General features: G+C 44.4%; 18 protein-coding genes. 8 read left to right on the top strand and 10 right to left on the bottom strand.

Features of this window, described 5'->3' with window-relative positions:
- Positions 1 to 239 precede the first annotated feature (239 nt).
- Positions 240 to 1910, bottom strand: a complete 1671-nt coding sequence (locus ACQEXS_RS05390) for a SulP family inorganic anion transporter (RefSeq protein WP_367989206.1) — start codon at positions 1908 to 1910, stop codon at positions 240 to 242.
- 244 nt (positions 1911 to 2154) lie between these two features.
- Here ACQEXS_RS05390 and can point away from each other — a divergent pair, with 244 nt between their 5' ends.
- Positions 2155 to 2823, top strand: a complete 669-nt coding sequence (can, locus tag ACQEXS_RS05395) for a carbonate dehydratase (RefSeq protein ID WP_367987311.1) — start codon at positions 2155 to 2157, stop codon at positions 2821 to 2823.
- A gap of 58 nt (positions 2824 to 2881) precedes the next feature.
- Here can and hpt read toward each other — a convergent pair whose 3' ends face one another.
- Complete coding sequence (gene hpt, locus ACQEXS_RS05400; protein WP_367987312.1) at positions 2882 to 3412, bottom strand: hypoxanthine phosphoribosyltransferase; 531 nt, start codon at positions 3410 to 3412, stop codon at positions 2882 to 2884.
- A gap of 299 nt (positions 3413 to 3711) precedes the next feature.
- Between hpt and ACQEXS_RS05405 the strand changes: the two genes are divergently transcribed.
- A complete protein-coding gene (locus tag ACQEXS_RS05405) occupies positions 3712 to 4326 on the top strand; it encodes a LuxR/HapR/OpaR family quorum-sensing transcriptional regulator (RefSeq protein ID WP_427009840.1) in 615 nt (204 codons plus the stop codon).
- A 101-nt stretch (positions 4327 to 4427) separates the two neighbouring features.
- Here the strand turns inward: ACQEXS_RS05405 and lpdA are convergent, their stop codons facing one another.
- The 7 genes from lpdA to xerD form a co-directional block, all read right to left on the bottom strand.
- Entirely contained in the window at positions 4428 to 5855 is a 1428-nt protein-coding gene (lpdA, locus tag ACQEXS_RS05410) for a dihydrolipoyl dehydrogenase (protein ID WP_367987314.1), read from the bottom strand.
- Positions 5856 to 6123: 268 nt separating this feature from the next.
- A complete protein-coding gene (gene aceF / locus ACQEXS_RS05415; protein WP_427013072.1) occupies positions 6124 to 8028 on the bottom strand; it encodes a pyruvate dehydrogenase complex dihydrolipoyllysine-residue acetyltransferase in 1905 nt (634 codons plus the stop codon).
- A gap of 30 nt (positions 8029 to 8058) precedes the next feature.
- A complete protein-coding gene (aceE, locus tag ACQEXS_RS05420) occupies positions 8059 to 10722 on the bottom strand; it encodes a pyruvate dehydrogenase (acetyl-transferring), homodimeric type (RefSeq protein WP_427013073.1) in 2664 nt (887 codons plus the stop codon).
- 50 nt (positions 10723 to 10772) lie between these two features.
- Positions 10773 to 11540, bottom strand: a complete 768-nt coding sequence (pdhR, locus tag ACQEXS_RS05425) for a pyruvate dehydrogenase complex transcriptional repressor PdhR (protein ID WP_427013074.1) — start codon at positions 11538 to 11540, stop codon at positions 10773 to 10775.
- 423 nt (positions 11541 to 11963) lie between these two features.
- Positions 11964 to 13700 (bottom strand): single-stranded-DNA-specific exonuclease RecJ, encoded by a 1737-nt coding sequence (recJ, locus tag ACQEXS_RS05430; RefSeq protein WP_427013109.1) that lies wholly within the window; start codon positions 13698 to 13700, stop codon positions 11964 to 11966.
- A 42-nt stretch (positions 13701 to 13742) separates the two neighbouring features.
- Positions 13743 to 14534: a bifunctional protein-disulfide isomerase/oxidoreductase DsbC gene (gene dsbC, locus ACQEXS_RS05435; RefSeq protein WP_427013075.1), complete on the bottom strand. Its 792-nt coding sequence runs from the start codon at positions 14532 to 14534 to the stop codon at positions 13743 to 13745.
- Positions 14535 to 14548: 14 nt separating this feature from the next.
- Positions 14549 to 15448, bottom strand: coding sequence for a site-specific tyrosine recombinase XerD (gene xerD, locus ACQEXS_RS05440; protein ID WP_367989208.1), 900 nt, complete (start codon positions 15446 to 15448; stop codon positions 14549 to 14551).
- Positions 15449 to 15610: 162 nt separating this feature from the next.
- Between xerD and fldB the strand changes: the two genes are divergently transcribed.
- Positions 15611 to 16132, top strand: coding sequence for a flavodoxin FldB (fldB, locus tag ACQEXS_RS05445; RefSeq protein ID WP_367987318.1), 522 nt, complete (start codon positions 15611 to 15613; stop codon positions 16130 to 16132).
- A 23-nt stretch (positions 16133 to 16155) separates the two neighbouring features.
- On the opposite strand, the gene ampD is transcribed toward fldB, so the two are convergent.
- Positions 16156 to 16701, bottom strand: coding sequence for a 1,6-anhydro-N-acetylmuramyl-L-alanine amidase AmpD (gene ampD / locus ACQEXS_RS05450; protein WP_427013110.1), 546 nt, complete (start codon positions 16699 to 16701; stop codon positions 16156 to 16158).
- Positions 16702 to 16832: 131 nt separating this feature from the next.
- Here ampD and nadC point away from each other — a divergent pair, with 131 nt between their 5' ends.
- From nadC to ACQEXS_RS05475, 5 genes are all read left to right on the top strand, one after another.
- Positions 16833 to 17735: a carboxylating nicotinate-nucleotide diphosphorylase gene (gene nadC / locus ACQEXS_RS05455; RefSeq protein WP_427013076.1), complete on the top strand. Its 903-nt coding sequence runs from the start codon at positions 16833 to 16835 to the stop codon at positions 17733 to 17735.
- Positions 17736 to 18018: 283 nt separating this feature from the next.
- Positions 18019 to 18459, top strand: a complete 441-nt coding sequence (locus tag ACQEXS_RS05460; protein WP_427013077.1) for a pilin — start codon at positions 18019 to 18021, stop codon at positions 18457 to 18459.
- A gap of 3 nt (positions 18460 to 18462) precedes the next feature.
- Positions 18463 to 20151, top strand: a complete 1689-nt coding sequence (gene pilB / locus ACQEXS_RS05465) for a type IV-A pilus assembly ATPase PilB (protein ID WP_427013078.1) — start codon at positions 18463 to 18465, stop codon at positions 20149 to 20151.
- Between the two features lie 27 nt (positions 20152 to 20178).
- Entirely contained in the window at positions 20179 to 21405 is a 1227-nt protein-coding gene (locus ACQEXS_RS05470; protein WP_427009833.1) for a type II secretion system F family protein, read from the top strand.
- Between the two features lie 59 nt (positions 21406 to 21464).
- Positions 21465 to 22343: a prepilin peptidase gene (locus ACQEXS_RS05475; RefSeq protein ID WP_427013079.1), complete on the top strand. Its 879-nt coding sequence runs from the start codon at positions 21465 to 21467 to the stop codon at positions 22341 to 22343.

Raw genomic sequence — 22343 nt, forward strand, 5'->3', positions numbered from 1 at the left:
CATCCAAGGGAATTCAATAACTTGGATTGAGGATACTCGTACCGCAATACCCTTTGAACCCACAGAAAAGCCAAGATATATTGTCAATATCAATACGAGAAATGATTTGGATTAGTTTATCGTCGAATAACGATGAACACAATCAAACCTTTCGGCTTTTTTCGAAATATTGATAAAAAAATACGCCGCAGGACTGATTTCCTGCGGCGTACAATAAAGGGAATAATGCTATTTTCTAACTAAACGACGTTCAATTCATGCTCATCATCACCCATATGGCGAACAACGGCTTTCAAAGCTTCATAACGGAATGAGTAAGTATTTTCATCCGGAACCAAATCCAATACATGAAACTTTTCCAGTTGCTGGCGTGTTTGCTCATTTGGACACAACAAATAGACACGACAATTGGCATCCAATGCATCTTTAATTGCGTTTTCAAGTGCTAAACCAACGGTCACATCGATCATTGGCACATCCGTCAAATCAAGAACCATCGCTTCATAGTCCGCGATACTGCTGTGTTGGCGTGAAATGGCTTTCGATACACTGAAAATCATCGGTCCAGACAGGTAGAAAAATAGTACCTTACCATCCGCCCGATCCAACAAGGCACGCTCACTGTCCGTTAAAGGCACATCGTCTTCATCTGCATCACTAATCGCTTTCACTTGTCTTGCTTGCTCTCGGCTCAAACGTTCAATGATGATGATATTGGAGATAAATACCCCTAAGCCAACTGCCACAATCAAATCCACAAATACCGTCAGCAACATAACGCCATACATTACTGCCATACCTGGGAAACTGACTTTGTGCGCGCGTTGGATAAAGCTCCAGTCAAGAATATTGAAACCTACATAAACAGCAATACCCGCAAGTACAGCCATAGGAATAGGTTCAGTCAAACCACTTGCAACCAAGACCACCAGCGCAAGAATCAACGCCCGAATCACACCAGACAACGGTGAACGTGCGCCAACTTGGATATTCGTTACCGTGCCCATGGTTGCCCCTGCACCAGGAAGCGCACCAAACAGACCGGAAATCATGTTGGCTAAACCTTGGCCGCGCAGCTCTTTGTCGGAATCATGCTCTTTACGGGTAAGCGAGTCACCAATTACCGCAGTTAATAAGGTATCAATACACCCAAGCGTGCCCAATACCAAAGCATCAATCACCATTTCAGTGAACATTGCTGGATCAATATGGGGAATCACAAGTGAAGGCAAGCCAGCTGGAATTTCACCAATACGGCGAATATCTTCAGCATCAAATAGAATAACCGACAGTAATGTCACGGCTACCAGCGCGACTAACTGTGCTGGGACATATTTACGATATTGTTTGGGGAAAAAGAATAAGATACCTAATGTCAATAGGCCTAAAAACAGTTCACTAAACTTCAGGTTTGATATTGTATCCGGTAGTGCAGACAAAGTGCCTAACACACCTCCTGAAGGGGCTGGGTGACCAAGCAAAGGAGATAACTGCAAGATTATGAGGATCACCCCAATTCCCGACATAAAGCCGGAAATTACACTATATGGCATCAAAGTGACGTATTTTCCAAGCTTAAGCGTTCCAAGTAAAACCTGAAAAGCCCCCGCCATCATAACCACAGTAAAAGTCATCGCCATACCCGTCTCTGGGTACTTCGCCATCATGCTGGTTAACACCGCTGTCATGATCACCGTCATTGGACCGGTGGGCTCAGAAATTAGGGTATTGGAGCCACCAAATAGTGAAGCAAATAAGCCCACCATAATCGCCCCCCAAAGGCCAGCTTCCGCTCCCGCCCCTGATGCCACACCAAACGCTAAGGCTAAAGGCAAAGAGATAATGGCAGTCGTTACACCACCAAATGCATCCCCTTTTAGGTTGATGTCTTCAAAACGACGTCCAAACAACATACTGCTCCCTGCTGTTAAACAATTAAACCGTACAACTTTAACAAATGTTATGCATCATCGATAAGGTTTAATCTTATCGCTTTTTGCTTACTTATAACCATTCGTTAGTATATCGACTAAGTTTATGATTTTTTGGTGCAAGAACACGTCAGATGAGTGCAACATCGGTCACTTTTTCCGGGATAGAAATTGTAACATTGTGTATAGTGGTGCAAGTTTTCTTTAATCATTGGTCCGTAAGATGCCGGAAATTAAACAGCTTTTTGATAACAATTCGAAGTGGTCTGAATCACTCAAAGCAGAGAGCCCAGAATATTTCAGTAAATTAGAAGAAGGCCAGAGTCCTGGCTTTTTATGGATTGGTTGCTCAGACAGCCGCGTTCCCGCCGAAAGACTAACTGGACTCTATTCTGGAGAGTTATTTGTTCACCGTAATGTAGCCAATCAAGTCATCCATACCGACTTAAATTGCTTATCAGTCGTTCAGTACGCGGTTGACGTCCTCAAAGTGAAGCATGTCATTGTCTGTGGTCATTATGGCTGTGGTGGCGTCAATGCCGCGATTGATAACCCGCAATTAGGTCTTATCAATAACTGGTTGCTTCATATACGCGATCTCTACTTTAAGCATCGTAGTTACTTAGACGAAATGCCAGAGGCCGATCGCGCAGACAAACTCGGAGAAATCAACGTCGCCGAGCAAGTCTATAACTTAGGTAATTCAACCATCATGCAAAACGCATGGGAACGTGGGCAGGAAGTCGAGATCCACGGTGTCGTATATGGAATTGGTGATGGCAAATTGCAGTATCTTGGCGTGCGGTCCAACTCAAGAGAGACGGTAGAAACCTCTTATCAAAAAGCAATGGATTCCATTTTAAATCCTGAACGCACACTACTCTGTCGCTAGACGCGATATAAACAAAAACGCCCGCTGACACAGCGGGCGTTTTATTAAAGCACTCAGTTTATTCTTGCGGCACAACCTTACCAATGTATGGTAAGTGACGATATTTTTGCGCGTAATCAATACCGACACCAACAACAAACTCATCAGGAATTTCGAAACCGATCCACTTCACATCGACCTCAACCTCACGGCGAGATGGCTTATCGAGTAGAGTACAAATTTCAATAGACTTAGGTTCACGAAGGCTCAGGATTTCTTTAACTTTATTCAAAGTATTACCGGTATCGATAATATCTTCGACCAATAGAACGTCTTTTCCTTTAATGTCATCATCCAGATCTTTAAGGATGCGAACATCGCGAGAACTTTCCATTGTATTGCCATAGCTCGATGCCGTCATGAAATCAACGCAGTGAGTAATATCGATTGCACGTGCCAAATCAGCCATAAATACAAATGATCCGCGCAGTAAGCCAACCATGACCAGATCTTCGCTACCTTTATAGTGCTCAGTAATCTGTTTACCTAGCTCTTGTACTCGTTTGCTGACCTCTTGCTCAGAAATCATTACTTCTACTGTATGTTTCATACCAATCTCGTTTTTACTAGGGACAATAGCTGACTATAACTCAGCTATGACGTAATCGTTTAGGTCGGCATTCTATCATTCCTGTAGCAATGAAAAAACCACACAGCCGTTCGCATTTTTTTCAACATCGAACAGCAATCAAGCAATTACTTATTAACAAAAGTGATTATAAATTAATCGGAAACCGTTGACCTGACGAATATGCACCATTACACTCATATAGCTTTAAGCACAATAATAAAATACTAAATAGGGCATAAGCCCACTATAACAACTCAATTGGCAAGGATTAATCTATTATGGACACAATAGCTAAAAGACCGCGAACCCGTCTTTCTCCACAAAAACGTAAGCAACAACTGATGGAAATTTCATTAGAAGTGTTTGCTCGTCGAGGAATTGGACGTGGTGGTCACGCCGATATTGCTGAAATCGCTCAGGTTTCAGTTGCAACGGTATTTAACTACTTCCCAACTCGAGAAGACTTAGTTGACGACGTTCTCAATTATGTAGTTCGTCAATTCTCTAACTTCTTATCAGACAACATTGACCTCGACTTACCTGCTCGTGAGAATTTACAAAATCTTACCTCAGCGATGGTTGAGCTTGTCGTCAATGACTGCCACTGGTTAAAAGTATGGTTTGAATGGAGTGCATCAACACGTGATGAAGTTTGGCCGTTATTTGTAACGACTAACCGTACCAACCAACTTCTAGTACAAAATATGTTTGTCAAAGCAATAGAACGTGGTGAAGTGTGTGATGAGCACGATCCTGCAGATCTTGCGACGCTTTTCCACGGTATCTGCTACTCATTGTTTGTTCAATCAAACCGAGTACATAACCAAAAAGCGATTGAGAAACTCACTCAAAGCTACCTAGATATGCTTTGCATTTACAAGCATGAGCAGTAAAAGATCTTGTTGATCTAAAGCCAGCATCTCGCTGGCTTTTTTAATCAGATATAAAAAAACCGCTGCAATGCAGCGGTTTTAATTTATCTATCGATGAAAAACTACTTTTTCTTCTTCGCTTTTGCATTTGGTAGGTCAGTGATTGTACCTTCAAATACTTCTGCCGCTAAGCCCACTGATTCGTGTAACGTTGGGTGAGCGTGGATAGTCAGTGCTATATCTTCTGCATCACAACCCATTTCGATTGCAAGGCCGATTTCACCTAGTAGCTCACCACCGTTCGTACCAACGATAGCACCACCAATAACACGGTGAGTTTCTTTATCGAAGATAAGCTTCGTCATACCATCCGCGCAGTCAGATGCGATTGCACGACCTGACGCAGCCCATGGGAATGTCGCTACTTCGTAGTTGATGCCTTCCGCTTTTGCTTCTTTCTCAGTCTTACCAACCCATGCCACTTCTGGCTCAGTGTAAGCAATTGAAGGAATGACTTTCGGATCGAAGTAGTGCTTCTTACCCGCAATGACTTCTGCAGCAACGTGACCTTCATGCACACCTTTGTGAGCAAGCATTGGTTGACCAACGATATCGCCGATAGCAAAGATATGAGGCACGTTAGTGCGCATCTGCTTATCAACGTTGATGAAGCCGCGCTCGTCGATTTCTAGACCCGCTTTCTCACCGTCGATAAGCTGGCCGTTAGGTACACGACCGATAGCAACAAGAACAGCATCGTAGCGCTCAGCTTCTGCTGGTGCTTTCTTGCCTTCCATTGAAACGTAGATACCATCTTCTTTCGCTTCAACTGCCGTTACTTTGGTTTCTAGCATTAGGTTGAACTTGTTCTTGATACGCTTAGTGTACACTTTCACGATATCTTTATCCGCAGCTGGGATAACTTGGTCGAACATTTCAACAACGTCGATTTGAGAACCTAGCGAGTGATAAACCGTACCCATTTCTAGGCCGATGATACCACCACCCATGATCAGAAGTTTTCCAGGAACTTCTTTCAGCTCTAGCGCGTCTGTTGAGTCCCAGATACGTGGATCTTCATGAGGAATAAATGGCAGCTTGATTGGACGAGAGCCCGCAGCAACGATCGCGTTGTCAAAGTTAACAACAGTTTTGCCTTCTTCGCCTTCCACTTCAATCGTGTTAGGACCAGTGAATTTACCAAAACCATTAACCACGTTTACTTTACGCATCTTCGCCATACCGCCAAGACCGCCAGTCAATTGGTTAATAACTTTCTCTTTCCACTTACGGATTTTATCGATATCAGTTTGAGGTTCGCCGAATACGATACCGTGTTCTGCTAACGCTTTTGCTTCTTCGATAACTTTAGATACGTGTAGAAGTGCTTTTGATGGGATACAACCCACATTTAGACACACACCACCAAGAGTGCTGTAACGCTCGATAAGAACAGTGTCCAGACCTAAGTCTGCACAACGGAATGCAGCGGAGTAACCAGCAGGACCGGCACCAAGTACTACTACCTGGGCTTTAATTTCTTTGCTCATTTTGACCTCTTGTAGTCATTATCCCTAACAGGCTGAGTAGGTATTGATTCGATTTGTTTTACGTGTGGTTTGTTTTAAACATTATTTTCAGACCGCCAACAGTTTACAGAGATGTTAATGGTGTGAAAAGTAAATCAATTTAGCCTGTGAGCTAGACGACAATTCGCTTGAGAATCCCTCAACTCTTGTAAGGGATAGCTGGCAAATCATCGCTATTTTATTAACAGAGGCGGCTCAGTTGCCGCCTCTAAAATCATCTAAATCCGAATTAAAGAACTAGACGACGAATGTCTGATAACGCACCATTTAGGAAAGTAATAAAGCGCGCCCCTTCAGCACCATCGATCACACGGTGGTCGTATGATAGAGACAGTGGAAGCTGTAAGCGAGGTTCGAATTCTTTACCGTTCCATACAGGTTTCATTTCAGACTTAGACACACCAAGGATACCAACTTCTGGCGCGTTTACGATTGGCGTAAATGCTGTGCCGCCGATACCACCAAGGCTTGAGATTGTGAAACAACCGCCTTGCATGTCAGCCGCAGTTAGCTTACCAGCACGTGCTTTCTTAGAGATAGCCATTAGCTCTTCAGATAGCTCGTAGATGCCTTTCTTGTTCACGTCTTTAAATACAGGAACAACTAGGCCGTTAGGCGTATCTACTGCGATACCGATGTTCACGTATTTCTTCAGAATGATGCTTTCGCCATCTTCAGATAGAGAAGAATTGAACGCAGGGAACGCTTCAAGCGCTTTAGCCGCTGCTTTCATGATGAAGACAAGTGGCGTGATCTTCATACCAGTGTCTTTCTTCGCTTCGATAGCGTTCTGCTCTTTACGGAATGCTTCTAGCTCAGTGATGTCAGCGTTGTCCCACTGTGTAACGTGAGGGATCATTACCCAGTTACGGTGTAGGTTAGCACCTGAGATCTTCTTGATCTTAGAAAGCTTCTGAACTTCAGTCTCACCAAACTTGCTGAAGTCAACTTTTGGCCAAGGTAGTAGACCAAGAGCAGCACCGTCGCTTTTGCCAGATGCTACAGCACCAGACTCAAGACGCTTAAGTGCATCTTTAACGTAAGCTTGAACGTCTTCTTTTAGGATACGGCTCTTACGACCAGTACCTTTAACCTTAGATAGGTTAACGCCAAATTCACGAGCAAGACGACGAACAACTGGAGACGCATGTGCGTAATCGTTATTTTCTTCGAAACCAGAGCCTTGGAAATCGTTCGCTGCAGGTGCCGCCGCTGGAGCTTCAGCTTTTGGTGCAGGTGCAGCTGGAGCAGGTGCTGCCGCTTGAGCTGGAGCCGCTGCAGGAGCAGGTGCTGCGCCTTCAACAACGAAAGTCATGATTAGAGAGCCAGTCGTTACTTTGTCGCCTTCAGCAATCTTGATCTCTTTGACTGTACCTGCAAATGGTGCTGGTACTTCCATAGAAGCTTTGTCGCCTTCAACAGTGATTAGAGATTGCTCTTCTTCTACTGTATCGCCAACTTTAACCATGATCTCAGTAACTTCTACTTCGTCACCGCCGATATCTGGAACGTTAACTTCTTTTTCTGCTGATGCCGCAGGAGCTGCTGCTGGAGCCGCTTCAACTGCAGGAGCAGCTGCTACTGGCGCACCAGAACCTGCTACTTCGAATACCATCACAAGAGATCCAGTTGTTACTGAATCACCTTCAGCAATCTTGATCTCTTTAACCGTACCTGCAAATGGTGCTGGTACTTCCATAGAAGCTTTGTCGCCTTCTACAGTTAGAAGTGATTGCTCTTCTTCTACTGCATCGCCAACTTTAACCATGATTTCAGTAACTTCGACTTCGTCACCACCGATATCAGGAACGTGAACTTCTTTAAGCTCTGCCGCTGCTGCTGGAGCTGGAGCCGCTGCTGGAGCTGCTTCTGCCGCAGGAGCAGGTGCAGCGTCAGCTGCACCCTCGGCTTCGAAAATCATGATAAGAGAACCAGTCGTAACAGAATCACCTTCTGCTACTTTGATTTCTTTAACAATACCTGCTTGAGACGCTGGAACTTCCATAGAAGCTTTGTCGCCTTCAACAGTGATCAGAGACTGTTCTTCTTCAACCTTGTCGCCAACGCTTACAAGAATCTCAGTAACTTCAACCTCATCCGCACCGATGTCAGGTACATTAATTTCGATTGCCATTGCTTATTTACCTTCTAGTTAAGCGCTGTATTAAGCGTAAAGTGGGTTTGTTTTTTCAGTGTCGATGTTGAACTTAGCAATTGCTTCAGCAACAACAGACTTCTCAACATCACCACGTTTCGCTAGTTCAGTTAGTGCTGCAACTACCACGTAGCCTGCATTAACTTCGAAGTGACGACGTAGGTTTTCACGGCTGTCTGAGCGACCGAAGCCGTCAGTACCAAGAACTTTGTAAGATTCAGTAGGCATGAATGCACGTACTTGCTCAGCGTAGTTCTTCATGTAATCCGTCGCAGCGATTGCTGGTTCGTTACCAAGAACAGTAGTGATGTAAGGTACTTTCGCTTCAGCTTCTGGGTGAAGCATGTTGTAGCGCTCTGCATTTTGACCATCACGAGTTAGCTCGTTGAATGAAGTTACAGAGAACACGTCAGATGCGATGCCGTACTCTTCACTTAGGATAGTTGCTGCTTTGCGTACTTCGTTCATGATAGTACCAGAGCTCATTAGCTGAACTTTACCCTTAGCACCTTCGTGAGACTCAAGCTTGTAGATACCTTTACGGATGCCCTCTTCAGCGCCTTCTGGCATTGCTGGCATTGCGTAGTTTTCATTCATTACTGTTAGGTAGTAGTAAATGTTTTCTTGCTCAGGACCGTACATACGACGGATACCATCTTGCATGATTACTGCTAGCTCGTAAGCGAATGTTGGGTCGTAAGAGATACAGTTCGGGATAGTGTTCGCTTGAATGTGCGAGTGACCATCTTCGTGCTGTAGACCTTCACCGTTCAGTGTTGTACGACCAGCTGTAGCACCTAGTAGGAAGCCACGAGCTTGTTGGTCGCCTGCTAGCCATGCCATGTCACCAATACGTTGGAAACCGAACATTGAGTAGTAGATGTAGAACGGGATCATTGGCAGATCGTTTGTGCTGTAAGAAGTAGCAGCAGCAACCCAAGATGCCATTGAACCTAGTTCGTTGATACCTTCTTGAAGAACTTGGCCTGATGTTGCTTCTTTGTAGTAAGAAACGATGCCTTTATCTTCAGGTGTGTATTCTTGACCGTCTGGGTTGTAGATACCCACTTGACGGAATAGACCTTCCATACCGAACGTACGCGCTTCATCACAGATGATAGGAACGATGTTCTTACCGATGTTCTTGTCTTTAAGCAGGATGTTCAACGTACGTACGTAAGCCATAGTCGTTGAGATTTCACGCTTCTGAGCACCAAGTAGAGGAGCAAACTCTTCTAGCTCTGGTACTTTGAACTCTTGTGTGAACTTAGGTAGACGCTGTGGCGTGTAACCTTTCAGTGCTTTACGACGAGCATGTAGGTATTCGTACTCAGCAGAACCTTCTTCCAGTTTTAGGTAAGGCAGTTCAGCTACTTTCTCATCAGAAAGAATGTCTTGTAGACCTAGACGATCACGTAAGTATTGTACGTGAGTCATGTCCATCTTCTTAACACCGTGAGCGATGTTCTTACCTTCAGCCGCTTCCCCCATGCCGTAACCTTTAACAGTCTTAGCTAGGATTACTGTTGGCTTGCCGTTTGTTTCTTTTGCATTGTTAAATGCAGCAAACAGCTTAGAAGAATCGTGACCACCACGCTTCAATTCGAAGATTTGGTCGTCAGTCATGTCTGCAACTAGTGCAGCAGTCTCAGGGTACTTACCAAAGAAGTGCTCACGTACGTATGCGCCATCTTTAGATTTGAATGTTTGGTAGTCGCCATCGATCGTTTCGTTCATAAGCTGTAGTAGCTTACCAGTCGTATCTTTAGCTAGTAGTGCATCCCAGTTGTTACCCCAGATAACTTTAACTACGTTCCAACCTGCACCTTTGAATAGACCTTCAAGCTCTTGAATGATCTTACCGTTACCCATTACAGGGCCATCTAGACGCTGTAGGTTACAGTTGATTAGGAAACATAGGTTGTCTAGCTTCTCACGAGCAGCGAAAGAAATTGCACCACGTGATTCTGGCTCATCCATCTCACCGTCGCCTAGGAAAGCGTAGACACGTTGAGCAGAAGTATCTTTAAGGCCACGGCCTTCTAGGTACTTAAGGAAACGTGCTTGGTAAATAGCGGAGATAGGACCAAGACCCATAGATACTGTTGGAAATTGCCAGAACTCAGGCATCAACTTAGGGTGTGGGTATGAAGGAACACCTTTACCGTCTACTTCTTGACGGAAGTTATCTAGCTGCTCTTCAGTTAGACGACCTTCAACGAATGCACGAGAGTAGATACCCGGTGAGATGTGACCTTGGTAGTAAACTAGATCGCCACCGTCCGTCTCGTTTGGAGCACGGAAGAAGTGGTTGAAACAAACTTCGTAGAACGCTGCAGCTGACTGGTAAGAAGCCATATGACCACCTAGGTCTAGGTCTTTCTTAGAAGCACGCAATACGATCATGATTGCGTTCCAGCGAATAATCGAACGAATACGACGCTCAAGAGTTACGTCACCAGGGTAAGCTGGTTCTTGTGCTGCTGGAATAGTGTTGATGTAGTTTGTGTTGATGCCAGTTGGCATATCAACGCCGTCTAGACGTGCTTTTTCTAGAACGGTTTCTAATAGAAACTGAGCACGTTCTACACCTTCTTCACGAACAACGGATTCAAGGGCTTGTAGCCAATCTTGAGTTTCCAGTGCATCTACGTCATGCTTCATGTCAGACATGGCGATCTATCCTTCTGTTGGTTGGATCTAGTTACTTAAGTAACGCTTCTTTATGAATCGTTACCTTGCTGAATTCGACGCAAAGAACGCTCTCGTCGAGACTCTTCACGAGTCAAATCCAACAATGTTTCTTCAATATAAGCCAAATGTGAATGACACATTTCACGCGCCTGTTCAGGCTGACCAGAAACGATCGCTTCAACAATATTGGCTCGGTGTTTACTTACTTTCTCCACCACTTCATCGCGGCGATGTAAGAGCTTTAAATTCTGTAAGATATTTTGCTCTAGCAGAGGCGCCAAGCTTCGAACAATGTGAAGAAGAACCACGTTATGTGCCGCTTCCGTCAAAGCGATCAGAAACTGCATGACCGCAGTAGCTTCACCGTCAATGTTCTTATTATCTTGAGCGCTACTGATTGTTTTCAAGCACGCTTGAATACGAGCAAAATCTTCGTCGGTACCACGTAAAGCAGCAAAATACGCCGAAATACCTTCCATCGCATGACGCGTTTCCAGTAGATCCAGCTGAGTTTCCGAGTGGCTAGACAATAAATTTAGCAGAGGATCAGAAAAGCTTGTCCAGATGTTCTCACTAACAAACGTCCCACCACCTTGTCGGCGAGTAAGAAGTTTTTTTGCTTCCAAGCGTTGAATAGCTTCACGAATCGAAGGGCGAGAAACATCAAACTGCTTTGCCAGTTCGCGCTCTGGTGGCAACTGCTGCCCCGGAGACAATGTTCCTTCTACAATCAACCGTTCTAATTCTTGCTCGATAACATCTGAGAGCTTTGGCTGACGAATCCTTTGATAAGCCATAATTTATTGTTCTTTTACTCTTTGCTGGTAATTGGTAATACCAATTTTAAGATGGGGCTGAAATTAACATAATTAAAACGTCAGTGTCCAGCCAAAAATTGACCCAAATCATAGAATGAGCCACAGCTCAACACTTTGATAACAATAGTTGATTAAAACAGCAAAGTAATTGGTATTACCAATTACAAAATATAAACAGACAAGAGATTATCGGGCCAGATATCACATTAATTAGCATTTTTTAAAGAAAAATGACGAATTACTTATCAATGTGGATAGGAGAAGATGGCAAGGTGAAAATTTTGTGACAGGCAAAAGAAAACCGACTACAAAAGAGTCGGCTTTATTGAACTCATTGATATCTCTATGTTGAGTCTCAGTTTTGTAAACAACATTGGCTCAAGCAATACGCATTGTATCCAGCTAGCGAGCTTCTATATGCTCAATCATTAACTGCAATGACTGATTACCACGAAACTCATTAATATCGAGTTTGTAAGCAAGGCGTACAGTTTTGACTGAAGCATCTGGCCAGCGGCGTAAATCAACATTAAAGGCAATACCATCAATCATAATGTTCGTTGGATGACCTTTAAAAAGTGGCTCCAACATCAACTTAAGATGCTTTTCCCCCACCAGTTTCTGATGCAACACTTTGAATTCACCATCAAAAACAGGCTCTGGAAATGCTTGCCCCCATGGGCCACCAGCACGAAGCATTTCTGCAACCGTCATCGAAAATTCTTCTGGTTTTAGCTCGCCATCAGAAAGGATGACGCCTTTCAATAGCGCTTCATCAAGATCTTGTTTCACCGCTTGGTTAAATAGCTGTGTAAAACGCTCAAAATCTTTCTCTAAGATCGTCAAACCTGCAGCCATCGCATGACCACCAAATTTAATGATCAAGCCGGGGTTTTGCGTATCTATACGATCTAACGTATCGCGCATATGCAAACCAGGGATCGAGCGGCATGACCCTTTGATTGAACCTTCGCCGCCATCGGCGAACGCAATCACAGGACGATGAAATTTATCCTTAATGCGGGAAGCTAAGATACCGATGACGCCTTGGTGCCAATCACGTTGAAACAACACCAATCCATGCGGCATGTCGTTCTCACCAAACTGCAGACGCTCACAAATCGCCATCGCCTCTTGCTTCATGCCTTCTTCAATCTCTTTACGAGTTTGATTTAAACCGTCCAGTTCACTCGCCATTCTTCGCGCAGCATGAATGTTATTACTCATCAAAAGTTCAACACCAAAGGACATATCATCTAAACGGCCTGCGGCATTGATCCTTGGGCCTAGCGCGAATCCGAAATCAGAAGCAACTAAGCGGCGAGCATCGCGCTTTGCCACTTCAATCAGAGCTTGAATGCCCGGACGAGCCTTACCCGCGCGAATACGCTGCAGCCCTTGGTGTACCAAAATGCGATTATTTTCATCCAGAGGCACTACATCAGCAACGGTACCCAAAGCAACTAAGTCAATCAGTTCCATCAATTTAGGCTCCGGCATGCCTTGCTCGGCAAACCAACCTATTTTGCGCATATAAACACAAAGTGCCATCATCAAGTAAAAAGCAACACCAACACCAGCCAAGGCTTTAGAAGGAAAATCACAACTATGCAGATTTGGATTCACCATGGCATCCACTGGTGGCAACTCATGCCCAGGAAGGTGATGATCCGTCACCAGAACGGTTAACCCCTGCTCTTTTGCATAACGAACCCCTTCAATTGAAGAGACACCATTATCCACCGTCATAATCACTTCTGCGCCAATCTCAATCGCTTGATCGACCACTTCCGGGCTTAGGCCATATCCATCTTCGAATCGGTTTGGCACCAAATAATCCACATTATTGGAACCAAGCATACGTAAAGCAAGCACAGACAAGGCAGAGCTGGTTGCACCATCGGCATCAAAGTCGCCAACCACAATAATGCGTTTGTTTTGCTGTAAAGCATCAAACAGCAACGTCACCGCAGCGTCTATGCCCCCAAGCTTTTGATAGGAATGCAGCGCCTTAGCAGCCTTTTCGAGCTGCTCGACATTATTGATACCGCGATTGATGTAAATGCGTTTGAGTAACGGAGGGATACTATCTGGAAGCGTAGTTAAATCGGCTTCTGGGCGACGTTGAATTTCAATCATAATCATTAAAAAAGGGCCTTCAATGAGGCCCATGATGAGAATTTATTGGATGGATTGCAAACGTTCTAGCAATTTCTCAGGAGGTAGGTAACCACCAACCATCTCGCCATTAGGGAGGAAAATTGCTGGCGTTCCACTAATACCAAGCTCTTTACCTAGCTGATAGTGCTGCTTAATAGTGCTCTGGCATTGCGCAAAGTTCTCACCTTTCTCCGGCATAACACGGTTAATTTTCGCATCATGCATTGCAGATTTTGGCTCCGATGAACACCAAATTGCAGCCATTTGATCCGCGACAGGGCTTACGCCACCTTGGCGTGGAAATGCAAGGTAACGAATTGTGATACCTAGGTCATTGTATTCTTTCATTTCGCTATGCAAGCGTACACAATAGCCACATGTAATGTCAGTAAATACCGTGACCACGTATTTCTCATTATCTGCTTTGAACTCAATCATACTGTCTTGCAGTTTGGCAAGCTTCTCGACATTAAGTGGCGCCTGACGTTTAGCTACTACATCAACATACTGACCATCATCAGCTAAACTAAAGAGTGTCCCCGCAATAAAGAACTTACCATCAGGTGACGCGTATAATGGGCCACCGGAAGTTTGCACTTCAACCAACCCTTCGATCTCTGAAGGGATCACATCCTCGACGTTTAAGCGTAATTTGCTAAAACGCTCAATCAGCTCTTCTTTATTAAATTCGGTTGCCTGCGTTGCGACTGGTGCTGCTGTTGCTTTAACTTGTTCTTGGTTCGTATCGTCAGCATTACAAGCGGCGACAAAAAGTGGTAATGCCAATATGGGTAGTCGGCGTAGTACGCTCATTAATTTCTTCCTTATCAAGCCCTTGGGTGGTGCTCGCTATGAATTTGTTTAAGCCTTTCGGTGGCTACATGAGTATAAATTTGTGTTGTCGATAAGTCACTATGCCCCAATAGCATCTGCACCACACGTAAGTCCGCCCCATAATTCAATAAATGGGTGGCAAAAGCATGCCTCAATACGTGAGGAGAAAGCTGTTCACTATCGATCCCCGCCAAAACGGCATAATGCTTAATACGATGCCAAAAAGTCTGCCGCGTCATTTGACGAGCGCGTTTACTCGGAAACACCACATCAGATGTTTGCTCACCAAGCAATATTGACCGCCCTTCATGCAGAAAAGTTTCAATCCATTCAATGGCATTTTCTCCCATTGGGACCAAACGCTCTTTTCCGCCTTTACCCATAACGCGAACAACGCCTTGGCGTAAGCTCATGTTTTCCATGGTTAAGCTAACAAGTTCAGTAACACGAAGGCCCGTAGCATAAAGTAATTCCAACATGGCTTTATCACGCAACTCCATCGGATCATTAGGATCCGGCGCATCCAGCAGCGCTTCAACCTGCGCTTCCGTCAGATCCTTAGGCAGTCGTTTAGGTAACTTAGGACTAACTAACAGCGCACTAGGATCATCCGCGCGCAATTTTTCCCGATGCAAATATTGAAATAAACGACGGATCGCAGACAACATTCTAGCTCTGGATGTTTGTTTGTATCCAGCATCCACCAACCAAGTTTGATACTCCTGTAACCCAGACAGGCTAATGAAGTCCAGACGATAATTATGCTCCGTCATCCACTGCAGTAGCTTCACTAGATCATTACGATAAGATGCTAACGTGTTTTCAGACAAACCACGTTCCATCCACATAGTATCGAGAAATTGTTCAATCAGCCCATGATCGGGCGAATTCATTTCAGACACGACAAACCTCTGATATTTAATTCTTCGCCAATGTAAGGGAGGCATAAAAACAAAGCCATAAAAAAATCGTTTTATACAGATAATCACTGCATTCTTGTGTCATTTGTGGTTAGAATTCCCAACCCTGATTCCAATAATAGCGATGTAACAGAGATGAAAATCGGTTTATTTTACGGTTCAACCACCTGCTATACCGAAATGGCAGCAGAAAAAATACGTGCCATCATCGGTGAAGAGCTGCTCGATATTCATAATGTCAAAACGTCAGATCTGAGCTTAATGAATGACTACGATTTGTTGATCCTCGGAATTTCAACGTGGGACTTTGGCGAAATACAAGAAGACTGGAACGAGCTATGGGATCAGGTCAGTGAATTATCACTTAAAGGCAAAACTGTTGCTCTTTTTGGCCTAGGCGATCAAGAAGGTTACGGAGAGTGGTATCTTGATGCCATGGGTATGCTTCATGATGAAGTCATCAAAGCGGGCGCAAAGGTCATTGGTTATTGGCCAAATGACGAACACTATGAGTTTGAAGCCTCCAAGGCTCTCACGGCGGACGGCAGCCTTTTCGTTGGCTTGGCACTAGACGAAGACTCCCAATACGAACTTAGTGATGAACGCATCGCTACTTGGGTTGAGCAGGTGCTCATCGAGTATCAAGAAACGCTCTAAGCTCAATCCCCGAGCGCTTTTCTCTAGGAACACACCCCTTTTTTAAAGCGAACCCAATCAAAGACGAGCCCCGGATCAGTTTTACGTAGCGGGGCTATATACTGATGTCCAGTAATTCGAGCAGGAGTGATCATCGGGTAACGGTGCTGAATTACTCGCGTTAACTCGATTAACACATCATATTGTGCCGCGGTGTAGGCAGTAAAATCATCCCCTTCCAGCTCAATTCCAATCGAATAATCATTGCACTTTTCCCGTCCAGCAAAACTAGAAACACCTGCATGCCACGCTCTCGCTTGAAAAGGCACAAACTGCACCACTTCCCCATCTCGGCGAATAAGGCAATGAGCCGACACCCCCATTTTATGAATCACTTTAAAAAAAGGATGCGCATCCGGATTCAATTTGCCTGTAAAAAACTGCTCAATATAAGGCCCACCAAATTGGCCGGGCGGCAAACTGATGTTGTGAACCACCAGCAAAGAGATATCTTCATTATCGCTTCTTTGGTCATAAAATGGAGATGGTACATGTCGTGCGAGGCGATACCAACCTTGGTCATCAATCATATTGCTGCTCATTAACTTAACTAACTCTCTGATTTTATCCCTTTGGCAATGAAATGCGAGATTAATGGCTGAATTTCATCCGCAGTCAGCGTATCATGCCCACCTCTGTTCAACTGCGTATTAGATTTGCGATGAAAAACACACATAACAGCCAAGAACGTCTCGATTATTTGAAGCAGCAACTCCCACTTGAAATTACTCGTGCGGTTGCTGACACGCTTAAAGAAGATTTGGGTGGAACGCTTAACCCTGCCGCTGATATCACAGCAAGTCTGATCCCAGCCGATGCCCATAACATCGCCACCATTATTACTCGCGAACATGGTGTTTTTTGTGGTCAAGCATGGGCAGATGAAGTGTTTAAGCAATTGGCAGCACAAGAAAATGGCAGCCAAGTGAAAATTGAATGGCATGTTCAAGATGGTGATGTGGTTGAACCAAACCAAGTTCTTTGCACACTGTCAGGCTCAGCACGTATGCTACTAACAGGTGAGCGCAATGCCATGAACTTCATTCAAACCCTATCGGGCTGCGCAACCACGACAGCAGAATACGCCAAACAGCTAGAGGGAACAAAGTGTCGCCTATTGGATACGCGTAAAACCATTCCAGGCCTACGCAGCGCACTCAAATATGCCGTGGCATGTGGCGGTGGCTATAACCATCGTATTGGTGTTTTCGATGCACACTTGATTAAAGAGAACCACATCATTGCTTGCGGTGGTATAGCGCAAGCCATCAGTACGGCTAAATCATTGAACCCAGGTAAACCCGTTGAAGTTGAGACAGAGAGCCTTGATGAACTTCAACAAGCTATTGATGCTGGTGCCGATATCATCATGCTGGATAACTTCACTACCGATATGATGCGTGAAGCGGTGAAAATTAATGCTGGTCGAGCAGCATTAGAAAATTCTGGCAATGTCACTTTAGCAACAATTCGTGAATTTGCAGAAACAGGCGTGGATTACATTTCTGTTGGCGCCCTAACCAAACATCTAAAAGCCATGGATCTCTCCATGCGTTTTAAATAGTAAATAAAAGAACGAAGCCATAACGAATTTTCTCGTTTTAATCTGGAACTAAGTTCTTATTTTTTCAATAATTAAAGGGAGACATAGTCTCCTTTTTTTTGTCTCTTTTTCCTTACAATCGTGTCAGATTTTTGTTGAGGCTCGAAATAATTTGTCTGTTGAATGAAAATTCCACATTGATTTTCATAACTGACTCGCGGAGTATTTCCGAGTGAATTCATCTGCATATCAGCAACTTATATTCTCTCGCTACTGTTGAGTTGCAATGAATGGAGAGTCAGAGATGCAAACAAAACAAACTCGTAAACAAAAAGGTTTTACGTTAATTGAATTGATGATCGTAGTGGCGATTATCGGTGTTTTATCCGCAGTAGCTATACCTGCCTACCAAAACTATGTTCAGAAAACCGAAGTGGCTTCAGCATCTGCTACGTTACGTGGTTTGTTAACGAATATTGATATGTACCAACAAGAGAACGGAGGAACTTTCCCAAATAATGCAAACCTTGTTGGCGGAACAGCAACGATGAACTCACTGGGTTCTATTGCATTAGCAGCAGTAGGTACAAGTGGTGGTACAGCAACATTCTCTTTTACCGAAGGTAGTCTGAAAGGTAAGTCTGCTTCAGTACGTTACTCCAAAAACAATACTACAGGCTGGACATGTGCTAGTAAAAACGTACCTGCTGACTCACGTCCAAATAGCTGTACTACTACTTACTAATAAATGCTAACCAACCTTCCTTCTATCTTGCGCCAAGCGAATATTCTTAGCACGGAGCAAGAACCACAAGTGGAAGAACATATCAATGCTTCGGGGATGTCCGTCCCTGAAGCATTAGTCGATCTTGACATCATCGACAGTCAGGCATTGACCATTGAACTGTGCCGAATTTTCGGTTTTCCAGAGAAAAAAATCACTCAATACGACTATACGCCGCTATGCCAGCAATTATCACTACGTGAACTCATTACTCGTCACCTCGCCCTTCCGATAGAACAACAAGGGCAAACTCTCACACTGGCCATTTGTGATCCCACGAATTTAGAAGTGGAAGACGAATTTCGCTTTGCAACAGGGCTACAAATTGAGCTAGTGCTGGCAAACTGCAAAGACCTTCAAGGGGCGGTACGTAAACTGTATGGCCGTACCATTAACGGAGGCTCATCAAATGTCAAAGACATCAATGAAAACGAACTAGCAGAGTTAGTTGATGTCAGTGATGATGAAATCGGCGGGTTAGAAGATCTCAGTAAAGATGAAGCGCCAGTCAGTCGGTATATTAACCAAATTCTTCTTGATGCCGTACGTAAAGGCGCATCCGATATCCATTTTGAACCGTATGAAGACAGCTACCGGGTACGACTACGCTGTGATGGGATTTTGATTGAAACTCAGCAACCTTCACACCATTTAAGCCGCCGCCTTTCAGCCCGGATTAAGATCCTCTCAAAACTCGACATTGCTGAGCGTCGACTGCCTCAAGATGGGCGGATCAAACTTCGTCTCAATGCGGAAACCGCAATTGATATGCGTGTTTCTACGCTCCCCACATTATGGGGTGAAAAAATCGTTCTGCGACTACTCGACAGCAGCGCTGCCAATCTTGATATCAACAAGCTTGGCTACAACGACACGCAAAAACAACTTTATCTCAACGCCCTGAAAAAACCGCAGGGAATGATCTTAATGACAGGCCCTACCGGAAGCGGAAAAACGGTTTCACTCTATACAGGCTTGCGCATACTCAATACTGATGAAGTCAACATTTCAACCGCAGAAGATCCGGTAGAGATCAACATTCGTGGCATCAACCAAGTTCAAGTTCAACCACAAATTGGTTTTGGTTTTGCCGAGGCTTTGCGTGCCTTCTTACGTCAGGATCCTGACATTGTGATGGTGGGCGAAATTCGCGATCTCGAAACCGCAGAAATTGCAGTCAAAGCGGCTCAAACAGGTCACTTAGTTCTGTCAACACTCCATACAAATTCAGCGGCAGAAACTGTGATTCGATTAGGTAATATGGGAATTGCCCCGTTCAACATCGCTTCATCACTGAGTTTGATCATTGCTCAGCGCCTTGCGCGAAAACTTTGTCCTCAATGCAAGTTGTCGTATCACGCCCCCGATGTGGTGCTAAAGCAATTAAACCTCGCACCAGATACTCCAATTTTCCAAGCGAATGGTGAAGGCTGCAGCGATTGTAATAGCGGTTACTCTGGCCGAGTCGGTATCTACGAAGTGATGGCGTTTAATAACAAGCTCGCCCAAGCCATCATTCAAGGGGCTAATATCCAACAAATTGAAGGCCTTGCTCAGTCACAAGGGATGCAGACACTCAAAGAGTCTGGCATTGAAAAATTAAAGCAAGGCATCACCAGTTACGCTGAATTGCAGCGTGTACTCTACTTATAACCATCCTCTCACCGTTGGGAACAACTTATGAGAAGCAGACCTCAAGTACAACTAAAAAGCTATCGCTGGAAAGGCATAAACAGTACCGGCAAACTTGCCTCCGGTAATATGTTGGCCTTTAGTGAAATTGAAGTAAGAGACAAACTCAAAGAGCAACACATTCAAGTGAAAAAGCTCAAAAAAACCGGGGTGTCTTTTATCACGAAGGCGACACAGCGCGTCAAAGGCAAAGACATCACAATTTTGACCCGACAACTCGCCACAATGCTGGTCACAGGCGTTCCTCTGGTACAAGCTTTAAAACTGGTCGGAGATAACCATAAAAAAGCCGAAATGAAGTCAATTTTGTCTCAGATCACCAAAGGGGTTGAAGCCGGAACGCCACTGTCTAAAGCCATGCGCACCGCCAGCTCACATTTCGATACACTGTATATTGATTTAGTCGCTACCGGCGAACAATCCGGTAACCTACCCGAAGTTTTTGAGCGTATTGCAACTTATCGCGAAAAATCGGAACAACTTAGAGCCAAAGTAATTAAGGCATTAATTTATCCCAGCATGGTGGTTCTTGTTGCATTGGGAGTGTCCTACTTGATGCTGACCATGGTCATTCCCGAATTCGAGGCGATGTTTAAAGGATTTGGGGCAGAGCTTCCTTGGTTTACTCAGCAAGTGCTCAAACTTTCTCATTGGGTTCAAGCCTATAGTTGGATGGTTGTAGTGGCCATCTTCCTGATTGTTTTGGTTGTCAAAACGATGCGCAAAAAATCGTTTCGAGCCAAACTTCACAGTAGTCGACTTAGCCTTCGTATCCCGATCATTGGTGCCGTCATGTCTAAAGCCTCAATCGCAAAATTCAGCCGAACGCTTGCAACGAGCTTTAGTGCTGGTATTCCAATCTTAACCAGCTTAAAAACCTCAGCCAAAACCGCCAACAACACGCACTATCAACATGCCATCGATGAAGTCTATCGCGATACCGCCGCCGGCATGCCAATGTATATCGCTATGCGTAATACAGAAACATTCCCCGAGATGGTGCTGCAAATGATCATGATAGGCGAAGAGTCTGGCCGTTTAGATGATATGTTAAATAAGGTCGCCACCATCTACGAGTTTGAAATAGACAACACCGTTGATAACCTCGGAAAAATACTAGAACCCTTAATCATCGTGTTTTTGGGCATTGTTGTCGGCGGGCTGGTTGTCGCAATGTACTTACCAATCTTTAACTTAATGAGTGTATTGGGATAAAATCATCACTAACGTCTTTGAGCAAGCCGGAGTGCTTGCTCTTTTTTTAGGTGCTTTACATGTTCTCAACGGAATTATTTGAATACTACCCTTGGCTTTTTCCTATATTCGCTAGCCTGTTTGGTCTGATTGTCGGCAGTTTTCTCAACGTCGTAATCCATCGCTTGCCAATTATGATGGAACGAGAGTGGCGACAAGATTGTGCCGAGAGCTTCCCTGAATATAAAATCCAGCCACCACAAGGGACTTACAACTTGAGTGTGCCACGCTCAGCATGTCCATCTTGTCAAAACAAACTACGTATCATTGATAATATTCCCGTATTGAGCTGGTTAGTACTCAAAGGCCGTTGTCACCATTGCCAGGCTAAAATTTCTGCGCGCTACCCTTTTGTAGAGTTGCTAACCGCAATCCTGTGTTGCACCATCGCTTTAAACTTTCCTTTTAGTGGCTATGCCATCGCTCTTATTTTTTTCACGTTTGTGTTAATCAGCGCGACCTTTATTGATTTTGATACTATGTTACTGCCCGATCAGTTAACTCTTCCTTTAGTATGGTCAGGGCTGGCATTAGCTCTCTTTGAGGTAAGCCCGGTATCGCTTCAAGATGCAGTTATTGGTGCAATGGCAGGCTACCTTGCCTTGTGGAGTGTCTATTGGCTTTTTAAGTTACTCACAGGTAAAGAAGGCATGGGATATGGTGACTTTAAACTTCTCGCAGCCCTAGGAGCTTGGCTTGGTTGGCAATACTTACCAATGATCATTCTGCTTTCTTCTTTGGTTGGGCTATTTTTTGGCCTGATACAATTACGAATGCAAAAAAAAGGCATCGATAAAGCCTTTCCATTTGGCCCTTACCTTGCGATAGCTGGCTGGCTCAGTATGATGTGGGGAGAGAGTATCATGAATTGGTACTTGTCCTCATTTATAGGAATTTGA

This window comes from Vibrio sp. TRT 17S01 (assembly GCF_050113695.1).
Taxonomy (GTDB): Bacteria; Pseudomonadota; Gammaproteobacteria; order Enterobacterales; family Vibrionaceae; genus Vibrio.